15 protein-coding genes are annotated in these 15,506 nt (G+C 40.1%); 4 read left to right on the forward strand and 11 right to left on the reverse strand.

Features of this window, described 5'->3' with window-relative positions:
• Nucleotides 1-116 precede the first annotated feature (116 nt).
• Together AC0SAP_RS06115 and AC0SAP_RS06120 are read left to right on the forward strand one after the other, a co-directional pair.
• The gene (locus tag AC0SAP_RS06115) at nucleotides 117-296 is read left to right on the forward strand and encodes a hypothetical protein (protein WP_473383411.1); all 180 of its coding nucleotides are present in this window, start codon (nucleotides 117-119) and stop codon (nucleotides 294-296) included.
• 7 nt (nucleotides 297-303) lie between these two features.
• Complete coding sequence (locus AC0SAP_RS06120; protein WP_473383412.1) at nucleotides 304-765, forward strand: type II toxin-antitoxin system death-on-curing family toxin; 462 nt, start codon at nucleotides 304-306, stop codon at nucleotides 763-765.
• 900 nt (nucleotides 766-1,665) lie between these two features.
• Here AC0SAP_RS06120 and rsmD read toward each other — a convergent pair.
• The 4 genes from rsmD to glyS form a co-directional block, all read right to left on the reverse strand.
• Complete coding sequence (rsmD, locus tag AC0SAP_RS06125) at nucleotides 1,666-2,265, reverse strand: 16S rRNA (guanine(966)-N(2))-methyltransferase RsmD (protein WP_473383414.1); 600 nt, start codon at nucleotides 2,263-2,265, stop codon at nucleotides 1,666-1,668.
• Nucleotides 2,265-3,131: a lysophospholipid acyltransferase family protein gene (locus tag AC0SAP_RS06130; protein WP_473383415.1), complete on the reverse strand. Its 867-nt coding sequence runs from the start codon at nucleotides 3,129-3,131 to the stop codon at nucleotides 2,265-2,267. Before AC0SAP_RS06130 ends, rsmD begins: the two co-directional genes overlap by 1 nt.
• 8 nt (nucleotides 3,132-3,139) lie before the next feature.
• Nucleotides 3,140-3,772 carry an HAD-IIIA family hydrolase gene (locus AC0SAP_RS06135; RefSeq protein ID WP_473383417.1) on the reverse strand — a complete coding sequence of 211 codons (633 nt, stop codon included), beginning with the start codon at nucleotides 3,770-3,772 and terminating at the stop codon, nucleotides 3,140-3,142.
• Nucleotides 3,773-3,978: 206 nt separating this feature from the next.
• On the reverse strand, nucleotides 3,979-6,048 hold the full coding sequence (gene glyS / locus AC0SAP_RS06140) for a glycine--tRNA ligase subunit beta (RefSeq protein WP_473383418.1): 2,070 nt from the start codon (nucleotides 6,046-6,048) through the stop codon (nucleotides 3,979-3,981).
• 271 nt (nucleotides 6,049-6,319) lie between these two features.
• On the opposite strand from glyS, the gene AC0SAP_RS06145 reads away from it, so the two are divergent.
• Together AC0SAP_RS06145 and AC0SAP_RS06150 are read left to right on the forward strand one after the other, a co-directional pair.
• Nucleotides 6,320-7,417, forward strand: coding sequence for a PD-(D/E)XK nuclease family protein (locus AC0SAP_RS06145; RefSeq protein ID WP_473383419.1), 1,098 nt, complete (start codon nucleotides 6,320-6,322; stop codon nucleotides 7,415-7,417).
• 129 nt (nucleotides 7,418-7,546) lie between these two features.
• A complete protein-coding gene (locus tag AC0SAP_RS06150) occupies nucleotides 7,547-8,686 on the forward strand; it encodes a glycosyltransferase (RefSeq protein WP_473383421.1) in 1,140 nt (379 codons plus the stop codon).
• A gap of 55 nt (nucleotides 8,687-8,741) precedes the next feature.
• Here the strand turns inward: AC0SAP_RS06150 and AC0SAP_RS06155 are convergent, their stop codons facing one another.
• The 7 genes from AC0SAP_RS06155 to rfbB all read right to left on the reverse strand — a co-directional run bounded on the left by AC0SAP_RS06155 (nucleotide 8,742) and on the right by rfbB (nucleotide 15,438).
• Nucleotides 8,742-9,611, reverse strand: coding sequence for a WlaTC/HtrL family glycosyltransferase (locus AC0SAP_RS06155; RefSeq protein WP_473383422.1), 870 nt, complete (start codon nucleotides 9,609-9,611; stop codon nucleotides 8,742-8,744).
• Between the two features lie 104 nt (nucleotides 9,612-9,715).
• The gene (locus AC0SAP_RS06160) at nucleotides 9,716-10,591 is read right to left on the reverse strand and encodes a glycosyltransferase family 2 protein (protein WP_473383423.1); all 876 of its coding nucleotides are present in this window, start codon (nucleotides 10,589-10,591) and stop codon (nucleotides 9,716-9,718) included.
• A gap of 19 nt (nucleotides 10,592-10,610) precedes the next feature.
• The gene (locus tag AC0SAP_RS06165; RefSeq protein ID WP_473383425.1) at nucleotides 10,611-11,726 is read right to left on the reverse strand and encodes a DegT/DnrJ/EryC1/StrS family aminotransferase; all 1,116 of its coding nucleotides are present in this window, start codon (nucleotides 11,724-11,726) and stop codon (nucleotides 10,611-10,613) included.
• 2 nt (nucleotides 11,727-11,728) lie between these two features.
• The gene (locus AC0SAP_RS06170; RefSeq protein ID WP_473383426.1) at nucleotides 11,729-12,673 is read right to left on the reverse strand and encodes a GNAT family N-acetyltransferase; all 945 of its coding nucleotides are present in this window, start codon (nucleotides 12,671-12,673) and stop codon (nucleotides 11,729-11,731) included.
• A complete protein-coding gene (locus AC0SAP_RS06175) occupies nucleotides 12,664-13,503 on the reverse strand; it encodes a GNAT family N-acetyltransferase (RefSeq protein ID WP_473383427.1) in 840 nt (279 codons plus the stop codon). The genes AC0SAP_RS06170 and AC0SAP_RS06175 overlap by 10 nt, the downstream gene beginning before the upstream one ends.
• Nucleotides 13,490-14,377, reverse strand: a complete 888-nt coding sequence (gene rfbA / locus AC0SAP_RS06180; protein WP_473383428.1) for a glucose-1-phosphate thymidylyltransferase RfbA — start codon at nucleotides 14,375-14,377, stop codon at nucleotides 13,490-13,492. The genes AC0SAP_RS06175 and rfbA overlap by 14 nt, the downstream gene beginning before the upstream one ends.
• Nucleotides 14,377-15,438 carry a dTDP-glucose 4,6-dehydratase gene (gene rfbB, locus AC0SAP_RS06185; protein WP_473383430.1) on the reverse strand — a complete coding sequence of 354 codons (1,062 nt, stop codon included), beginning with the start codon at nucleotides 15,436-15,438 and terminating at the stop codon, nucleotides 14,377-14,379. The genes rfbA and rfbB overlap by 1 nt, the downstream gene beginning before the upstream one ends.
• Between the last annotated feature and the right edge of the window lie 68 nt (nucleotides 15,439-15,506).

Genomic DNA, 15,506 nt, shown 5'->3' on the forward strand with positions numbered 1-15,506 from the left:
ATAGATATCTTGGCTATTTAATTGATTGAGGGGTAAGTTTAGTAATATACTGTACAGACGTATAGCAATCGTTATACGATTTTGTTTAATGATTCGATTGGATCGGGGAGTAAGTTATGTCAAATGCAGTTTTAAAAGATCAGTATATTTATATACCTGCTCGTGATAAAAGCAAAACAGCAAAACCGCGTCCAGCAAAAGGCTTTACTTGCAACCATGAACATCAAGTTAGAAAAGCATCTGAAATCAGTTTTAAAGATCATAAAAAGGCATTTTATCTTTTAGCCGAGGTTTAATTAATGTATGGCTCTTGAGCTGTGTGGAGAAGTTTTATCAGACGGCAGTATTAAATGGTTAACGGTAGAAGATCTAATCCGTATTAATAGAGAACAGATATTACAAGGCCCATTTAAAGATAGTGAACCAATAGCTGTTCTTAGTATGGAAAGACTTGAATCTTCCCAATCAAGTCCTGCTCAATATAGATATTATAAACAAACGGATGATATGTTTGAATTAGCATCTGTTCTAATGTTTAGTCTTATCAATAACCACTGTTTTGCTAATGGTAATAAGAGAACGGCTACTCAGGCAACTTTTGATTTCTTGCTTATGAATGGGTATAGAATTCCGCCATTAGATGAGACGATTATCCTTGATATGGTTGTTGGGGTAGCTTCTAAAAAGTATGATCGAGAATATATAGAGAATTGGTTAGCTTATTACGCAGAAGAATTTGATACCCGTCTACTTTGCGTTGATTAGTTTTTATTAGAAACCTCCCAAGTGGAGGTTTTTTTAATGCTTGGATAGAAGCTTTCTGATTTCCCAATATATCGATCCCATCAACATATCGTTAAAACGTGTCGATTTTTTTCGATTTTTTAAACATATCCGAGAGATATGTCGATCCTATCAACATATTTCATCATGATAAATGTCGAGTTGCTCTAAGAAGATTTTTGGATCGGCGGGAGCCGGCTATATCATTCTTGGCATTTGTAATGCCCATTGCCGGCGCGTAACTTTTGGAAGAACGCAATAGTAAGATCCGGCAACCGTTCAGCTTTTATTTCTTATTATTCTGCAAGACGAATCGATAACATGTCGATCCCATCAACATATCGTTAAAACGTGTCGATTTTTTTCAATTTTTTAAACATGTTTTATTGATATGTCGATCCTATCAATATATTTCATCATGATAAATGTCGAGTTGCTCTAAGAATATTTTTGGATCGGCGGGAGCCGACTATATCGCTCTTTTTGCTGGTGCATGCCCGCGGTTTGGCATCTTTGATGCCTATTTGCCGGCGCGTAATTTCTGGAAAAACGCGATAGTAAGGACCGGCAACTCATCAGCTCTTTTGTTTCGATTACTCACTTGAATCATTTTGATGATTCTTAAGAGAGTTTGTTGAGTGGCGGGAGCCGACTATATCGTTCTTTTCGCCGGTGCATGCCCGCCAATCGGCATCCATGATGCCGGGATGATTTCATTCTTATGACTACTGCAGTTTGGCATCTTTGATGCCCCCTTACCGGCGCATAGTTTCTGGAAGAACGCAGTAGTAAGATCCGGCAACTCAACAGCCCTTTTTGTTTCGATTAACCATTTGAATCATTTTACGACTATATTCACATTGTTGGTGATCGATCCCGATCTTAAACTTCCCTATAAAGAAACACCTTACTCTCTTTGGTCTTCATCTCTCGGCTTGGCGTGAGGGGGGTGAGTGCTTTTTCGAGATCGAAGGTGGCTTTGACCGGCATCTCTAGGGAGAGGGAGCTTAAGTTTGAGAGAATGGGATTCCCCTCTAAAATCGTTAGGAGCGGCGTATAGAGCTCGTGGAAAAAAGGGGGGTCGAGGAAGAGATGTTGCCGGGGATATTGGGATAACTGTTCGAGAAGCGCTTGATGAAGGGGACTTCCCGGCGTTAAGGCTTCTAAGGCACTTCCTTTGATCAGCTGATAACGCTCTTCCGGCACTTTAAGTGTGCGGAGATTCTGCGCTAATGTGCGAAAGACATTGGCATCTTTTTCGATAAATATCGCTCGCTTAGCACCACGAGAGAGCGCCTCAATCCCTAAAGCGCCAGTGCCGGCAAAGGCATCGATAATGATCGATCCGGGAATGGAGATCTGTAGCCAGTTAAAGAGCGTTTCACGAACGCGTGAAGCTGTCGGGCGTAAACCATCGGCATCTATCACTTCAATTTTACGGGAGCGATATTCGCCCCCAATAATCTGTACTGCATGTCTCATTATTTTCTCACCTCAGCCTCAACGGCCTCGACCTCAACCCCTTCGGCCTGAGCCCCTTCGGTAATTTCCCTTTCTCTCTTCTTCTCTTTGGGTTTGATCGGCGCCGTTAAAGCTTTGATCTCCGCTTCTGATGGGATCTTTGAGACATTGAGCGAAGGGACAATATGGCCACGAATCCAGCTCTCTGTCTCTTTGGCAAGTTCCGAAGTTGTCCGTGATGCCGCTTCGATCGGCGCACCAATCACAATGGTGATAATCCCCGGCTCTTTGAGAAAGCGACCTTTGGGTGCAGCAATCCCAGAGTTGATCGCCATCGGGAGAATCGGTGCTTCAAGCTGTTTCGCCACAATAAAGCCCCCTTTCTTAAAGGATACCACCTGACCAAAGGGAACGCGCGTTCCTTCTGGGAAGATAATGACAGATCGCCCTTCGGCAAAGCGCTCTTTCGCCTGCTTGGAGATCTGTTTCAATGCATTTTTACCATCTTTACGATTGATCGCAATCGGTTTTGATTTTGCCAAACCCCAGCCGAAGAAGGGGATGTAGAGCAACTCTTTTTTCAGCACAAAGGAGTGGGGTGGCAGAATAATGGTGTAGATTAAGGTCTCTAGTGCAGATTGATGATTAGAGACAATAAAGTGCGGCGTTTTCTCAAGATACTTAAGATTCTCCAGACCGATGATTCGATAGTCGATGCCGGCACCGATGCGCATCCAGCCCACTAAAATTTTGGACCAAGCAATCGTCACATTTCGATACCAAGAGCCGGTCAAAAGAACGGTACTTATCAGCATCACCGGCGTAATCACGAGATAGATAAAGAGAAAGCCGATAAAGGTAATCAGTGAGCGAATCCAAGTGATCATACGCTATTCTACTCCTCTGTAGATGGGGTGGTTCGGTTCAATAAGAGCGCATCCACAAAAGATGCTAGATCATTATAGGTAAGGAGCGAAGAATCATTCATCTTTTTTTCACTCTTTAAGCCATTGCCGGTCCGCACTAAGATCGGCGTTACCTGATAATCGCTCTCTTTCGTTGCCCGTTGTGCCGCTTCCACATCGGAGCTTTTATCGCCCACAAAGTAGATCACACTCTCTTTCGGGAGCGCTAAGGCTTCAATAATGGATAGTAACATGCCGGGATTCGGTTTTCGATCGGGGTGATGGGGATCATCGGCGGTGCAAAAAGCGATCATATCGATCTCTCCTTGATGCTCGGCGAGAAGGGTGCGCATCTTCTCATGCATCTCTTCGAGCGCTTGATGATCATAGAGCCCAAGCGAGATTCCTCGTTGATTGGTGGCAATCCCCACTTTAATGCCGGCGTGATGCAGTTGCGCCATCGCTTCTAAACTCCCCGGAATAGGAATCCACTCATCGCGCGATTTAATATAGGCGCTTGAATCTTGGTTGATGACGCCATCACGATCTAAGATAACAAGATCAGGTCGGGGAAGGGGATTGTGCTCTTGCGCGTGTGGGTGCGCGATACTCTTTTCTCTCATAATAAACCTCTGCCGGCGCTCCTCTTGAGTAGGAGTGATCAATAGAATGAATCAACAGGATCGATTGGATGAATTGATATTGTCAGGCGATATTCTCTTAGATATCTTCTCTTAGAAATATCCTCTTAGAAAGGGAAAGGGGAGACACTCATCAGAATGCTCCCCTCGATTTTGATACACGTTAGAATGGCATCTTTTAACACTTATTAGAGCTGTAATTTAGAGATATCTGCCACGGTTTCAAAGTAATCACGAATCTCTGTCAGGAGCGCAATACGATTTTGGCGTACCTGAAGATCATCCGTCATCACCATGGTATCGGCAAAGAAGTTCGCAAGTGGCGTCGCTAAATTACTCAATGCTTGTAAGATCGCCTGATAATCGCGCGCTGCCGAGAGCTTGCCGATCTCCTCTTGAAGTGCTTGGCTCGCATTGTAGAGGGCTTTTTCCGAATCATTTTCTAAGAGCGATGCGGAGACTGCCGGCAATGCCGCTTCTGACCTGTTATTCTCTAAAATATTGTGGATACGTTTATTGGTCTCGATCAGAGTCCCTGCTTCCGGCAATGCTTTAAATTTCGCAACCGCAAGGAGACGATGGTAGATATCGAGCGGATTGGTCAACTTCAATTCAGAGATCGATGCAAAGACATCGCTTGAAACGCCGAGATCTGATGAGTAGGCACGAAGACGATCGAAGATATAGGTGAAGATAGTATCGACCGATTTTTCCGCCTCAATCTCCGCCGGCATTGTATCGGCACTAATTTTGATCAATTTTAAGAGATCGAGATTGAGCTCCGCTTCGATCAACATCCGCAATACCGCAAGGGCATTTCGGCGCAGACCATACGGATCGCGCGAACCTGTTGGAATCTCACCAATCGAGAAGATCCCCACAATGGTATCTAAACGCTCTGCAAGACCTAAGGCTAATGCCTCTTTGCTCTCAGGGAGACGATCGCCGGCAAAACGAGGCCAATAAACCTGCTCAAGGCTATCTGCCACAATAGGATCTTCATTCTGATTGAGGGCATAGTAGCGCGCCATCGTTCCTTGTAATTCTGGGAACTCTTGCACCATATCACTAATGAGATCCGCTTTATTAAGGCGTGCAGCGCGGGAGACGAGTGTTGTATCGGCACCAATTTCGGCGGCAATCGCTTCACTCAAGGTGGCAACTCGGCGAATCTTATCCGCTTGAGAGCCCAATTTTGTCTGGAAGACCACATTTTCAAGATCTGCTAAATAGTCACTTAAGGGCTTCTTCTTATCTTCATTCCAGAAGAATTCCGCATCGGCAAAGCGAGGGCGAATCACTCGCTCATTACCTGAGATCACCGCTTCCGGCTCTTCGCTGACGATATTGCTCACAAAGCAGAATTTATCCACCAATTTGCCATGCTCATCAACAATGGGGAAGTAACGCTGATGATCTTCCATCGCGATAATCAGCGCCTCTTGTGGCACATCTAAGAAGTGAGATTCAAACTGACCAATCATCGCCTTAGGATATTCAACAAGTGCCGTCACTTCATCAAGGAGGCCGGCATTGATAATCGGCGCACCGATCCCTTTTGTCGCTTCATTGATCTGCTCTTCAATCATCGCCTTACGCTTATAGAAGCTCGGGATAATATGCCCTTCGCGCTCCATAATGGTTTCATAATCTTTCGCATGAGTGATTGTGACGGGTGCTTTTGTATGGAAACGATGTCCACGGCTCACATTGCTCGCCTTAATGCCGAAGATCTCAATATCTAAGACCGCATCGCCATAGACCACGGCAAGCCAACGCACGGGGCGAACAAATTCAAAGTCATGATCTGCCCAGCGCATCCGTTTAGGAATCGGTAGACCTTTAAGCGCTTTCTCAATCATCGCCGGAAGAAGTGACGCGAGCGATTCCCCTTTCACCTCCTCTTTAAAGGTGTACCAAGCGCCTTTCTCTGTCTCTAAAAGTGAGAGCTGATCCACCGAAACGCCACAAGAGCGTGCAAAGCCTAAAAGTGCCGGCGTCGGCTGCCCATCTTTCATCGCTGCTTGAACTGCAGGACCACGGCGCTCATTACTATAATCTTCCTGTTCCGACTGTAGATCAGAAATCACAACAGCTAAACGACGCGGGGTAGCATACGCCTCAATTTCTGAAAACTCTAACTTCTTCGCCTTCAATTCTGCTTCAATACCCGCTTTGAAAGCGTTGGATAAATTGTTCAATGCTCGTGGAGGAAGCTCTTCCGTCCCAATTTCAATCAGTAGCGTCTCTTTAATCATTGTGATTCCATCTAAAAAGTGTATGAAATAATCGATTGTTCCTTTATAACCGGTTATTTTAGCGTATTCAAACGCCTTTCTCACTCATATTGTGTCGAATGAAGCGAATTTGTGTTATTAGTGGCCTATTTATCTGATCTGAAAACTCTATTTCATTCAATATCTTTCAGCTGAATTTTTCAGATGACACTTCTGGAATAGAGATTATTAAAAGGTTACTACAATTGATATTCTCTTAAGACAAACGTTAAAGCTATCATTCAAGGAATTGATGTCTACCATGAAAAAAATCCCCAATCTCTTCCACTATGCAACCTCCGAGCTCTCCCAAGATGCGATGATCTGCTGGCTCTTAGCCCATGCAAATCCCGAATTTAAAGATGCTGATCCTCGACTACAGAAGCTCGCTTTAACCTTGATCAATCAGTTTCTAGAGAAATCAGGCTATCCGCCACTCTCTGAGCCGATCTCTAAAGATCATTTTAAGATCAAGCGGCAGTACCGTAAGGTTGATGTGGTCGCGCGCGTGAATCAATATCTCTTTATTATTGAGGATAAAACCGTTGCCGGGATTCATGGGAATCAGCTTCAAAAGTATAAAAGTGACTTTGAGGGGTACTGCCAAGAGAAATGTAATCAAGAGAAGCGCTACCAAGGGAAGGAGTTCGTGATTGTGCCGATCTTTTTTAAAACCTTTGATCAGAGCTCTTATGCAAAAGTTAAGGGGGAGGGATTTACGCTTTTTTTAAGAGACGATCTATTATCGTTATTGTCACAATTTTCCGATATCGAAAATAATATTTTTCAAGACTACTATGGCCATATCGTCTCAATAGAGAGGAGTGTGGAAGCTTATCGTATAAAGAAGATCGGAGAGTGGAATGGGCGGCAATGGACCGGATTTTTTAAAGCGCTACAACAGCAATTATCACAGCTAGAAATCTCTGCTCACTGGAAACATACAGCGAACCAAGGGGGCGGACAACATGTTTTATGGCTATTCCCAGCAGGGGGGTTAGGCGAACAACAATATCTGCAATTGCAAAGCCACGCTGAAAGAGAGATGGAATTAGTGATTCGTACCTTAGAACATCAAGAGCCGATCACAACGCCGATGAAACGTAAGATGATTCGCCATCTAAGAGCGCAGTTTCAGCAGCACCAAGCAGAATACCCCAATATTAAGAGCATCCAAAAAGTCCCCAGATTGAGCGGTAGAAAAAAGAGTAAAACTTCAGCCATTATGCTCGTCAATCCAAAGGAAGATCTCTTCTCAAATAACGAGCAGAATACCCTTTCGATAGAGAAGATTGCCCAGTTGATTAAGGAGGCGGATCATTTTTTGAAGGGGCATTGTTATAGAAGTTAAATTTAAAGATCTCTATTGCTATCTGGATCATTAATATCTCCCCTATTCCCGAGTAATCGGTGGTAGAATTGATCAATATTTAAAATAATATCTCAAATAATAATGATTTTGTATGGAACATAAGTTGCAATGGATAGAGTAAATAGACCACTTCGCATCGGTATTCTGCTTCGTAATCGGCATGATGGGCCGGGCGGATTGGAGAAGGTATTAGAGATTGTTGCGCGTGCAATGCCGGAAAAGAATGTTGAGCTCTTTTTTTATGGCTTATATGAGCCCCGTTATGATGCTTTTACAAAAGGATTCCAAAACCTTAAGTTCCTGCAATATCCCAAAAGTATCACCTGTTTAAAGAGTGTTCTTCCGCGAAGCCTTTATCGAGCTTTGCAGAAAGCTTATGTTCGTTTTAATGGCGATAAACTTTTTGATGAGATGGCGAAAGATCAACTCGATGCTTTGATTACGATGGATCTTTCAAAACAATTTCTCACTAACTATCCATTTTTAAAGCGCTTTAAAGAGAAGACCGGTATCCCGCTCTTTTCATGGATTCATCTCTCTTTAACGGGAAGTAGTAATGCTACCGCCATAGAAGTGGCGAAAAAGATCGATCTTTTCGATGCCCATTTAGCAATAAGCCACGGCATTGCCGATGAACTTCGTAATGATTACAAGGTGAAAAATGTCTCTGTTGTCTATAATCCGGTAGATGCAGCAAGGCTTGTAGAGCGAGTGAATAATCGCTTTGTCTATATTGGTCGCATCAGTGAGATTAAGCGTGTCGATTCACTCTTAGAGAACCTTGTCCCTCTACAAGGAGATTGGCATCTCGATATCTTTGGTTCCACAGGAAATGAAGAGGGTGATGAGAAGTTTAAAGCCCATATTAGTGCGCTCAACTTAGATGAGAAGGTGACATTCCACGGTTGGCAGAAAGATGCATGGGATCAGGTAAAAAGCGCCGGCGTTACGCTTCTTAACTCCACAAGAGAAGGGTTGCCCTTAATCATTATCGAATCGATGATGCGCGGAATACCCGTTCTTGCAACTGATTGCCCAACAGGGCCGGCAGATCTTATCACCGTTGGTAAAAATGGTTGGCTCTATCCGATGGATGAAGAGTTCCGTAGTCGAGAGTATTTGCAAAAAATCCTCGATGGAGAGCTAGAACTCCCAAGCCCTGAATCGATTCAAGAGAGTGTTCAGGGCTATGAGACCAATAACTACTTGGATAACTTTATTACAGTTATTGTTAGTAACTCGAAATAAAGGATTTATATAAATAATTGTGACAAGAGAGGATAGTGGGAGAGATGGATAGCTACTATCTTCTTTTAATTTTTGTGTAAAGCTTATCTAATGAGGCTTTTAGTTTAGCCCGGAAATTGATATAGGTTGATCCTTTATTAAATAATTTAAAGGAGCTAAACCAACCTCGTTTATAGAGACTATGTATTTTGAACAGATCAGGTTTTTCACAAACTGTCATAATCATCGTTCCTTGGTCATCATCTGAAATACCTTGATTAAGGTATTTTGTCTGTACTTCTGAAATTAAGATATAAAGTTGTTGCCATGCCTTTTTAGAACCGACGATCATACCACCAATAACAAACATCTCATTGCTAAGAGCTCTTTTCAGCATTGAAGATTTGTCTTCAAATACTATTTTTTCTCTTAATGTAAATAGATGAATATGCTCTTGATCAAAAGAGTGTCTCCATAACTTAATACCATTAGTAGTACTTTTTTTCCGACAAAAACCAAAGTCAACCCAAGCAAATAAATTTTGATCACTGGGTTCAGAATCTCTGATTGCAGAGATCACAAAATAGTATTTTAAATTATTAACAAGTACATATTCTGCTGATTGATATTCAGGATTTTTCCGTATTTCTTCGGGGATTAAAGCTTGGTATTCAGGTGTTTTAAGAATACGGTCTATTCGTTTGATGGTATATTTAAATTTTTTACTAAAATCTAATGTAATTATTTTAGTAGGAAGAGATTTTCTAATCTGTTTTATTTTGTCCACATATTCTGCAGAAGTAAATATTACCATTTCATTTTCTAATGTGGCTAACCACTTGAAATAATTTAAATAGTCATCAGATGTTCTTTTAAAATTCCCATTGTTCCAGTCACCTCTTCCTATATCGAAAAAAGCTGTAACAATTGTTATATCTTGGCTCATGGTTCTATTCTTATATCGAAAATTATATTGAAAGGTTATAATTTATTAGCTTATCTAGGTACTTTACTCTGTTGTTATAGCTAATAAGAGCTAGTAGTTTATTTTTAATATTTCTTTTGCATTAATTGGATTAGCTTCCGCCAAAACACAGAAGAGTAGATCAGGCTTGGGCAAGAAAAGATAGCTTCTTTAAATATTGATAAGTTAAATTCTTGGAGGTCGTTTAAAGTGCCTTTATAAACCCTTTGTAATGCTTTAGGGTATAACTTATGTCTTCTGTATAAGTTAACAATTTGTAGTTTCCCTTCATGCATTAATAATTCATTAGCAGAGTAGTTAGAGCTATGTTTTCTATAATGGACAAGTGTATTTGGTAATGTGTCTAAATAACCTCCAAGCTCTGCTAATTTTAACCACATGTACCAGTCTTCTATAATTAAATTAGATGGATACCCACCTATTTTTTTAATTGCTGTTGTTCTCACCATATTGCTAGCTGTGGGGGTATAATATCTGTGTAGAAATATATCTTTAAAGCTATGGCGTTTGAAGGACTCGGGATATTTTTTAATAATACGATTACTTTCATCAATCAAATACATATTTCCAAAAACAGCTACTGTTTCAGGATGCTCATTTAAGTATTTAACTTGCAGTGAGGTTTTTTCTTTGAGCCAAATATCGTCAGAAGCGACAGAGCAAAGGTATTCCCCTTCTACCCATTTAAGTCCTTCATTGAGGGTATTGCATAAACCTTGGTTAGGTCTATGGCGGAATTCGAATCGGGTAAAGCGCTCTTTACATAAGGGCACCATTTCTTCAATTTTTTGCACAGAGCTGTCTTTAGAGCCATCATCAATGATGATTAATTCTATATTTTGATAATCTTGATCAATAATGCTTTGTATGCAATCTTGTACAAACTTTTCATGGTTATAACAAGGGATGATGACAGAGACTAAGGGGTGTTTTTCAATCATTTTCCATACTTTTCAAAGGTTAAAAGGAGTTGCAAATTTTAATAACTTTTTGCGTCTCTTCCAAGGACTGAGTAGGCCCCATTGGTAAACTCAAAATGGTTTTATGGATCTCTTCCGTAATAGGAAAGTTGAGATCATTCCATTCTTTATAGGCTTGCTGTTTATGAGGCGGGATTGGATAGTGAATTAATGTCTGTATACCATTGTCGGCAAGATGTTTCTGTAATTCTGCACGTTTATCTGTACGAATAACAAAAAGATGCCAGACGTGCTGTTCATAAGTAGTCGCATCAATCTCTTTCGGTAATGGTAATTTGATATGGGGATTATCAATGCCTGCGAGATAGAGTTTTGCAATTTCTCGGCGATGTTTAATCTCTTGATCTAAGTAGGGGAGCTTCACACTTAGCATTGTCGCTTGGATTTCATCTAATCGGCTATTAACACCAGGTGTGAGATTTTTATATTTTTCATGGGAACCATAGTTACGTAAAGCCCTGAGCATTTCCGCAAGTTTTGGGTCATTCGTTGTCACAGCACCGGCATCACCTAATGCGCCCAGGTTTTTCCCAGGATAAAAACTGAATCCTGTTGCATCTCCCCAATTTCCAGCTTTCTTACCATTGATAGAAGCGCCGTGTGCTTGAGCGGCATCTTCAAGTACTAAAAGGTTATATTTTTCTGCAATAGCCATAATTTTGGGCATATCTGCTAATAAGCCATAAAGATGGACGGGGAGAATAGCACGGGTTTTATCAGTAACTGCTTCCTCTATTTTGGTAGGGTCCAAATTGCAGGTAGTCAGCTCAGGCTCGACTAAAACAGGTATTAAGTTGTTTTCTGTAATTGCAAGAATACTGGCAATATAGGTGTTCGCCGGAACAATTACTTCATCCTCATCTTTTAATAGACCTAATTCTTTCCAAGCCCTTAATGTTAGTGTTAAGGCATCAAGTCCATTTGCGACACCGATGGCATATTGAGTACCACAATATTGTGCAAAGCTCTTTTCAAACTCGGTTAACTCACTACCGGTGATATACCAGCCTGAATCAATAACACGAGTACATGCTTCAATAAGCTGATCACGATATTGAGCATTAATATTTTTTAAATCTAAAAATGGGATTGTCATTTTTATATCTCTATTTCATAAAAATCGTGGGTGATTGCTCGGGCTCCAAACCCCTCTTTCTGGTTGATAAGCCCTTCATTAAGGTATTGACCCGAATTTTCATTTGAAATTCCAAAATCAAAATATTTTGTCTTGCCTTTTCTATCTGTGATTATTTCTGAAATTAAGTAATCTAATGCAGAAAACTCTCTACCTATATTATTAACCGCCAAATATTGTGTATGTGATACAACAGCTGTTTCGAATAATACAGCGGCAGCAACAATATCTTTATCAATACATGCTTTATAGGCTTTGATATTATTAGGAAAACGTTCTTGTAGTAAATCAATTTCATTTTTTGAGTGTGTTGGCTTTGCTTGATGTTGTTCTTGTAGAACACCTTCAATCAATTGCCATACATCACTTGCTTTAGTACATGGTAAAATATTGATATTATTTTTTTTCTTTGCTCTATTAATCCCCCATTTTCTACCTTTGCTATAGGAAATAATATTATTTAAATCAATAGTTGAGCTAATATCTCGACGATATAACTTTGCATTTACTCTAAATAAAGCATATAAATCTTCTTGACTCGGTAAGGTAGAGTAAATATAGGGAATACACTTATATATTATCTTTACTATATTATTTTCTTTTAAAAATAAGATTACTGCTTCAAAAATCTGTAGCATTGTTTTCGCTGACATTTTAGAATTTACCAAAAATCCGCCAAAAGTAAGCCCTTGATGACTATAAAGAATATTGTTTTCTATATTTGCTGGAAGTAAAGCTATAACTTTATCTTTATGATCTCGAATAATGAGAGAGTAATCTTTAAATAAGTCAGAGTGATACTCCATGAAGTCACGGTTGAATATGAAATGATTATTTTTACAATTAGAAAGAAATTCATTCCATAGGTGTTTATTTTCATGAGAGTATCTTTCAATTTTTATTGACATATGTTTTTTTCCATAACCCAGTAATTATCTATATGATCAACATTTTTGAAACCATGTTTTTCATACAAATTAACAGCTCGTAGATTGTGTTCCCAAACGTTTAAATAAAGCCTATGAATATTTTTTTCTTTAGCGATTAACTCTAATCTGTTCAAAATAAGAGGTCCTAGTTTTTGTGACTGAAACTTATTTTCACCTATATAAAGCCATAGTTCAGCTTCAGTTTCGGTTATATTCTTTAAACCACATGCTCCGATTGGGAATTTATTATAAGCGATACCATAAATTAAGTAATCTGTTCTATAAGGGAGTTTTTGGTAAAAAGTTTCTTGTTGTTCTTTTGTAAAGGAAGGCGTCATTGTTAGTTCTCGTAGCTCGTCACTTTCAAACCATATTCTAGATTTATCCAAAAACTCTCTAGTATAAGGTACAAGCTTGAGGTAAGTATTTTTAATAAAATCATCATACTTTCGGATATAATCTGATTCATCATAATGCTCGCTCGCTAAAACTAACAGAACACAATCCGATGAAAAGTCATGCATTTCATGCCATTCATTTTTTATTAATAATCCCTTATTAGGGGTATCGAGCCATACATTTTCTTTTTTATAACCATTATCCATAACGACTAGACATTTCCCAGATAGTGCAATGGCACACTGTTGTAATTTTTTGTGGGCATGGAATCCTCTTGGTTGGTCATTCGCTCCAAATATGTAATAAACACGTTTAATCTCAAATGGAATGTTCTTTGTTGCTTCCAATGAGATTAATGAACCACGCTCATCGCCTAGAATAGGAAATTCTATTAAATTAATGAGAGACATTATTCTTCACCAATGAAATTAGATATTGACCATAAGCATTCTTATTCATGCTTTCCCCAATTGCTAATAGATCTTCCGCTGTTAGCCACCCATTGTTAAAGGCGATCTCTTCCAAGCATGCGATTTTGTAACCTTGGCGTTTCTCGATAGTTTCCACAAACATGCCGGCTTCTAAGAGACTTTCATGAGTGCCGGTATCGAGCCAAGCAAAACCTCTCCCCATTAGTTCAACATTAAGATCGCCACGATCAAGGTAAGCTTGGTTTACGGATGTAATTTCCAACTCCCCACGGTGAGATGGTTTTACATTTTTAGCGATTTCAATTACATCATTATCGTAGAAGTAGAGGCCTGTTACCGCAAAGTTTGACTTAGGGTTTTCTGGCTTCTCTTCTAAGGAAATCGCCTGATATTGCTCATTAAATTCTACAACACCAAAGCGCTCTGGGTCTTTGACTTGGTAACCAAAAACAGTTGCCCCTTTAGTGCGACTGACTGCTTGCTTGAGCATAGGTGTAAACCCTTGACCATAGAAGATATTATCGCCTAAAACTAAGCAGACATTACTATCGCCAATAAACTCTTTTCCAATAATAAAGGCTTGGGCTAAACCATCAGGGCTTGGTTGAATAGCATATTCAATAGAGATCCCAAATTGGGAGCCATCATCTAATAGACGTTGATAACCGCTAATATCTTCTGGCGTGCTGATAATGAGGACTTCACGAATGCCAGCCAACATCAAAACTGAAAGCGGATAGTAGATCATCGGTTTATCGTAGATCGGTAAAAGTTGTTTAGATACTCCTTTAGTAATAGGGTAAAGACGCGTGCCAGAACCGCCGGCAAGGATAATTCCTTTTGTTTGTACCATTACTCTGTTGCTCCTAATCGTTCACGTTGATAGCTACCATCTTGTACATTATGGCACCACTCTAAATTATTAAGATACCACTCTACCGTTTTTTGGATTCCCGTTTCAAAAGTCTCTTTTGGCTTCCAGCCTAGTTCTGACTCGATCTTGCTAGCATCAATGGCGTAACGGAGATCATGTCCCGGGCGATCTTTGACGAAAGTAATAAGCTCTGCATATTTTTGCCCATCTTCTCTCGGTTGTAAGGTATCCAAAATATTACAGATGGTTTGCACCACTTCTAGATTGGTCTTTTCATTATGCCCGCCAATATTATAGGTTTCCCCAATCTTACCTTCTGTTACCACTTTGTAGAGCGCACGAGCATGATCTTTAACATAGAGCCAGTCACGAATCTGTTGCCCATCACCATAAATCGGAAGGGGCTTTTCCTCTAATGCATTAAGGATCACAAGCGGAATGAGTTTCTCAGGAAAATGGTAAGGGCCGTAATTATTAGAACAATTGGTAATAATCGTCGGTAATCCAAAAGTACGATTCCAAGCGCGCACTAAATGATCAGAACTTGCCTTACTTGCTGAGTATGGTGAGCTTGGGGCATAAGATGTTGTTTCTGTAAATAAATCATCTGTGCCGGCTAAATCACCATAAACTTCATCAGTAGAGATATGATGAAGGCGGAATGTTTCCTGCTTCTTAAGCGGTAAAGACTGCCAATATTTACGAGCCACTTCTAAAAGTGTATAAGTACCCACAATATTGGTTTGAATAAAATCTGCCGGACCATCAATCGAGCGATCCACATGGGATTCTGCTGCTAGGTGCATCACCAAATCAGGTTGAAAAGTGGTAAATACCTCTTCAAGTTTTTCTGCATCGCAGATATCCACTTTATGAAATTGATAGCGGGGATCTTTCTCAATGGGGGTTAAAGATTCTAAATTGCCGGCATAGGTCAACTTATCAACATTACAGACATTATGATCTGTTTCATTAATTAGAAAACGGACTAATGCCGAGCCGATAAATCCGGCACCGCCGGTGATTAAGATATTTTTCATAGTTTTTTTGAAAAAGATGTCTTGTTTTAGCAATAATAATTTTATTATTATGCCATTTTATGTAGGGA

The sequence above is a fragment of the Ignatzschineria sp. PL_is040 genome (assembly GCF_055813795.1).

Excerpts from the sequence above, each read along its gene's own strand:
- AC0SAP_RS06120 (WP_473383412.1), top strand. The coding sequence starts at position 304 with ATGGCTCTTGAGCTGTGTGGAGAAGTTTTATCAGACGGCAGTATTAAA.
- AC0SAP_RS06145 (WP_473383419.1), top strand. The coding sequence starts at position 6,320 with ATGTCTACCATGAAAAAAATCCCCAATCTCTTCCACTATGCAACCTCC.
- AC0SAP_RS06160 (WP_473383423.1), bottom strand. The coding sequence starts at position 10,591 with ATGATTGAAAAACACCCCTTAGTCTCTGTCATCATCCCTTGTTATAAC.
- glyS (WP_473383418.1), bottom strand. The coding sequence starts at position 6,048 with ATGATTAAAGAGACGCTACTGATTGAAATTGGGACGGAAGAGCTTCCT.
- AC0SAP_RS06135 (WP_473383417.1), bottom strand. The coding sequence starts at position 3,772 with ATGAGAGAAAAGAGTATCGCGCACCCACACGCGCAAGAGCACAATCCC.
- AC0SAP_RS06115 (WP_473383411.1), top strand. The coding sequence starts at position 117 with ATGTCAAATGCAGTTTTAAAAGATCAGTATATTTATATACCTGCTCGT.
- AC0SAP_RS06130 (WP_473383415.1), bottom strand. The coding sequence starts at position 3,131 with ATGATCACTTGGATTCGCTCACTGATTACCTTTATCGGCTTTCTCTTT.
- AC0SAP_RS06170 (WP_473383426.1), bottom strand. The coding sequence starts at position 12,673 with ATGTCAATAAAAATTGAAAGATACTCTCATGAAAATAAACACCTATGG.
- AC0SAP_RS06175 (WP_473383427.1), bottom strand. The coding sequence starts at position 13,503 with ATGTCTCTCATTAATTTAATAGAATTTCCTATTCTAGGCGATGAGCGT.
- rfbB (WP_473383430.1), bottom strand. The coding sequence starts at position 15,438 with ATGAAAAATATCTTAATCACCGGCGGTGCCGGATTTATCGGCTCGGCA.
- rfbA (WP_473383428.1), bottom strand. The coding sequence starts at position 14,377 with ATGGTACAAACAAAAGGAATTATCCTTGCCGGCGGTTCTGGCACGCGT.
- AC0SAP_RS06150 (WP_473383421.1), top strand. The coding sequence starts at position 7,547 with ATGGATAGAGTAAATAGACCACTTCGCATCGGTATTCTGCTTCGTAAT.
- rsmD (WP_473383414.1), bottom strand. The coding sequence starts at position 2,265 with ATGAGACATGCAGTACAGATTATTGGGGGCGAATATCGCTCCCGTAAA.
- AC0SAP_RS06165 (WP_473383425.1), bottom strand. The coding sequence starts at position 11,726 with ATGACAATCCCATTTTTAGATTTAAAAAATATTAATGCTCAATATCGT.
- AC0SAP_RS06155 (WP_473383422.1), bottom strand. The coding sequence starts at position 9,611 with ATGAGCCAAGATATAACAATTGTTACAGCTTTTTTCGATATAGGAAGA.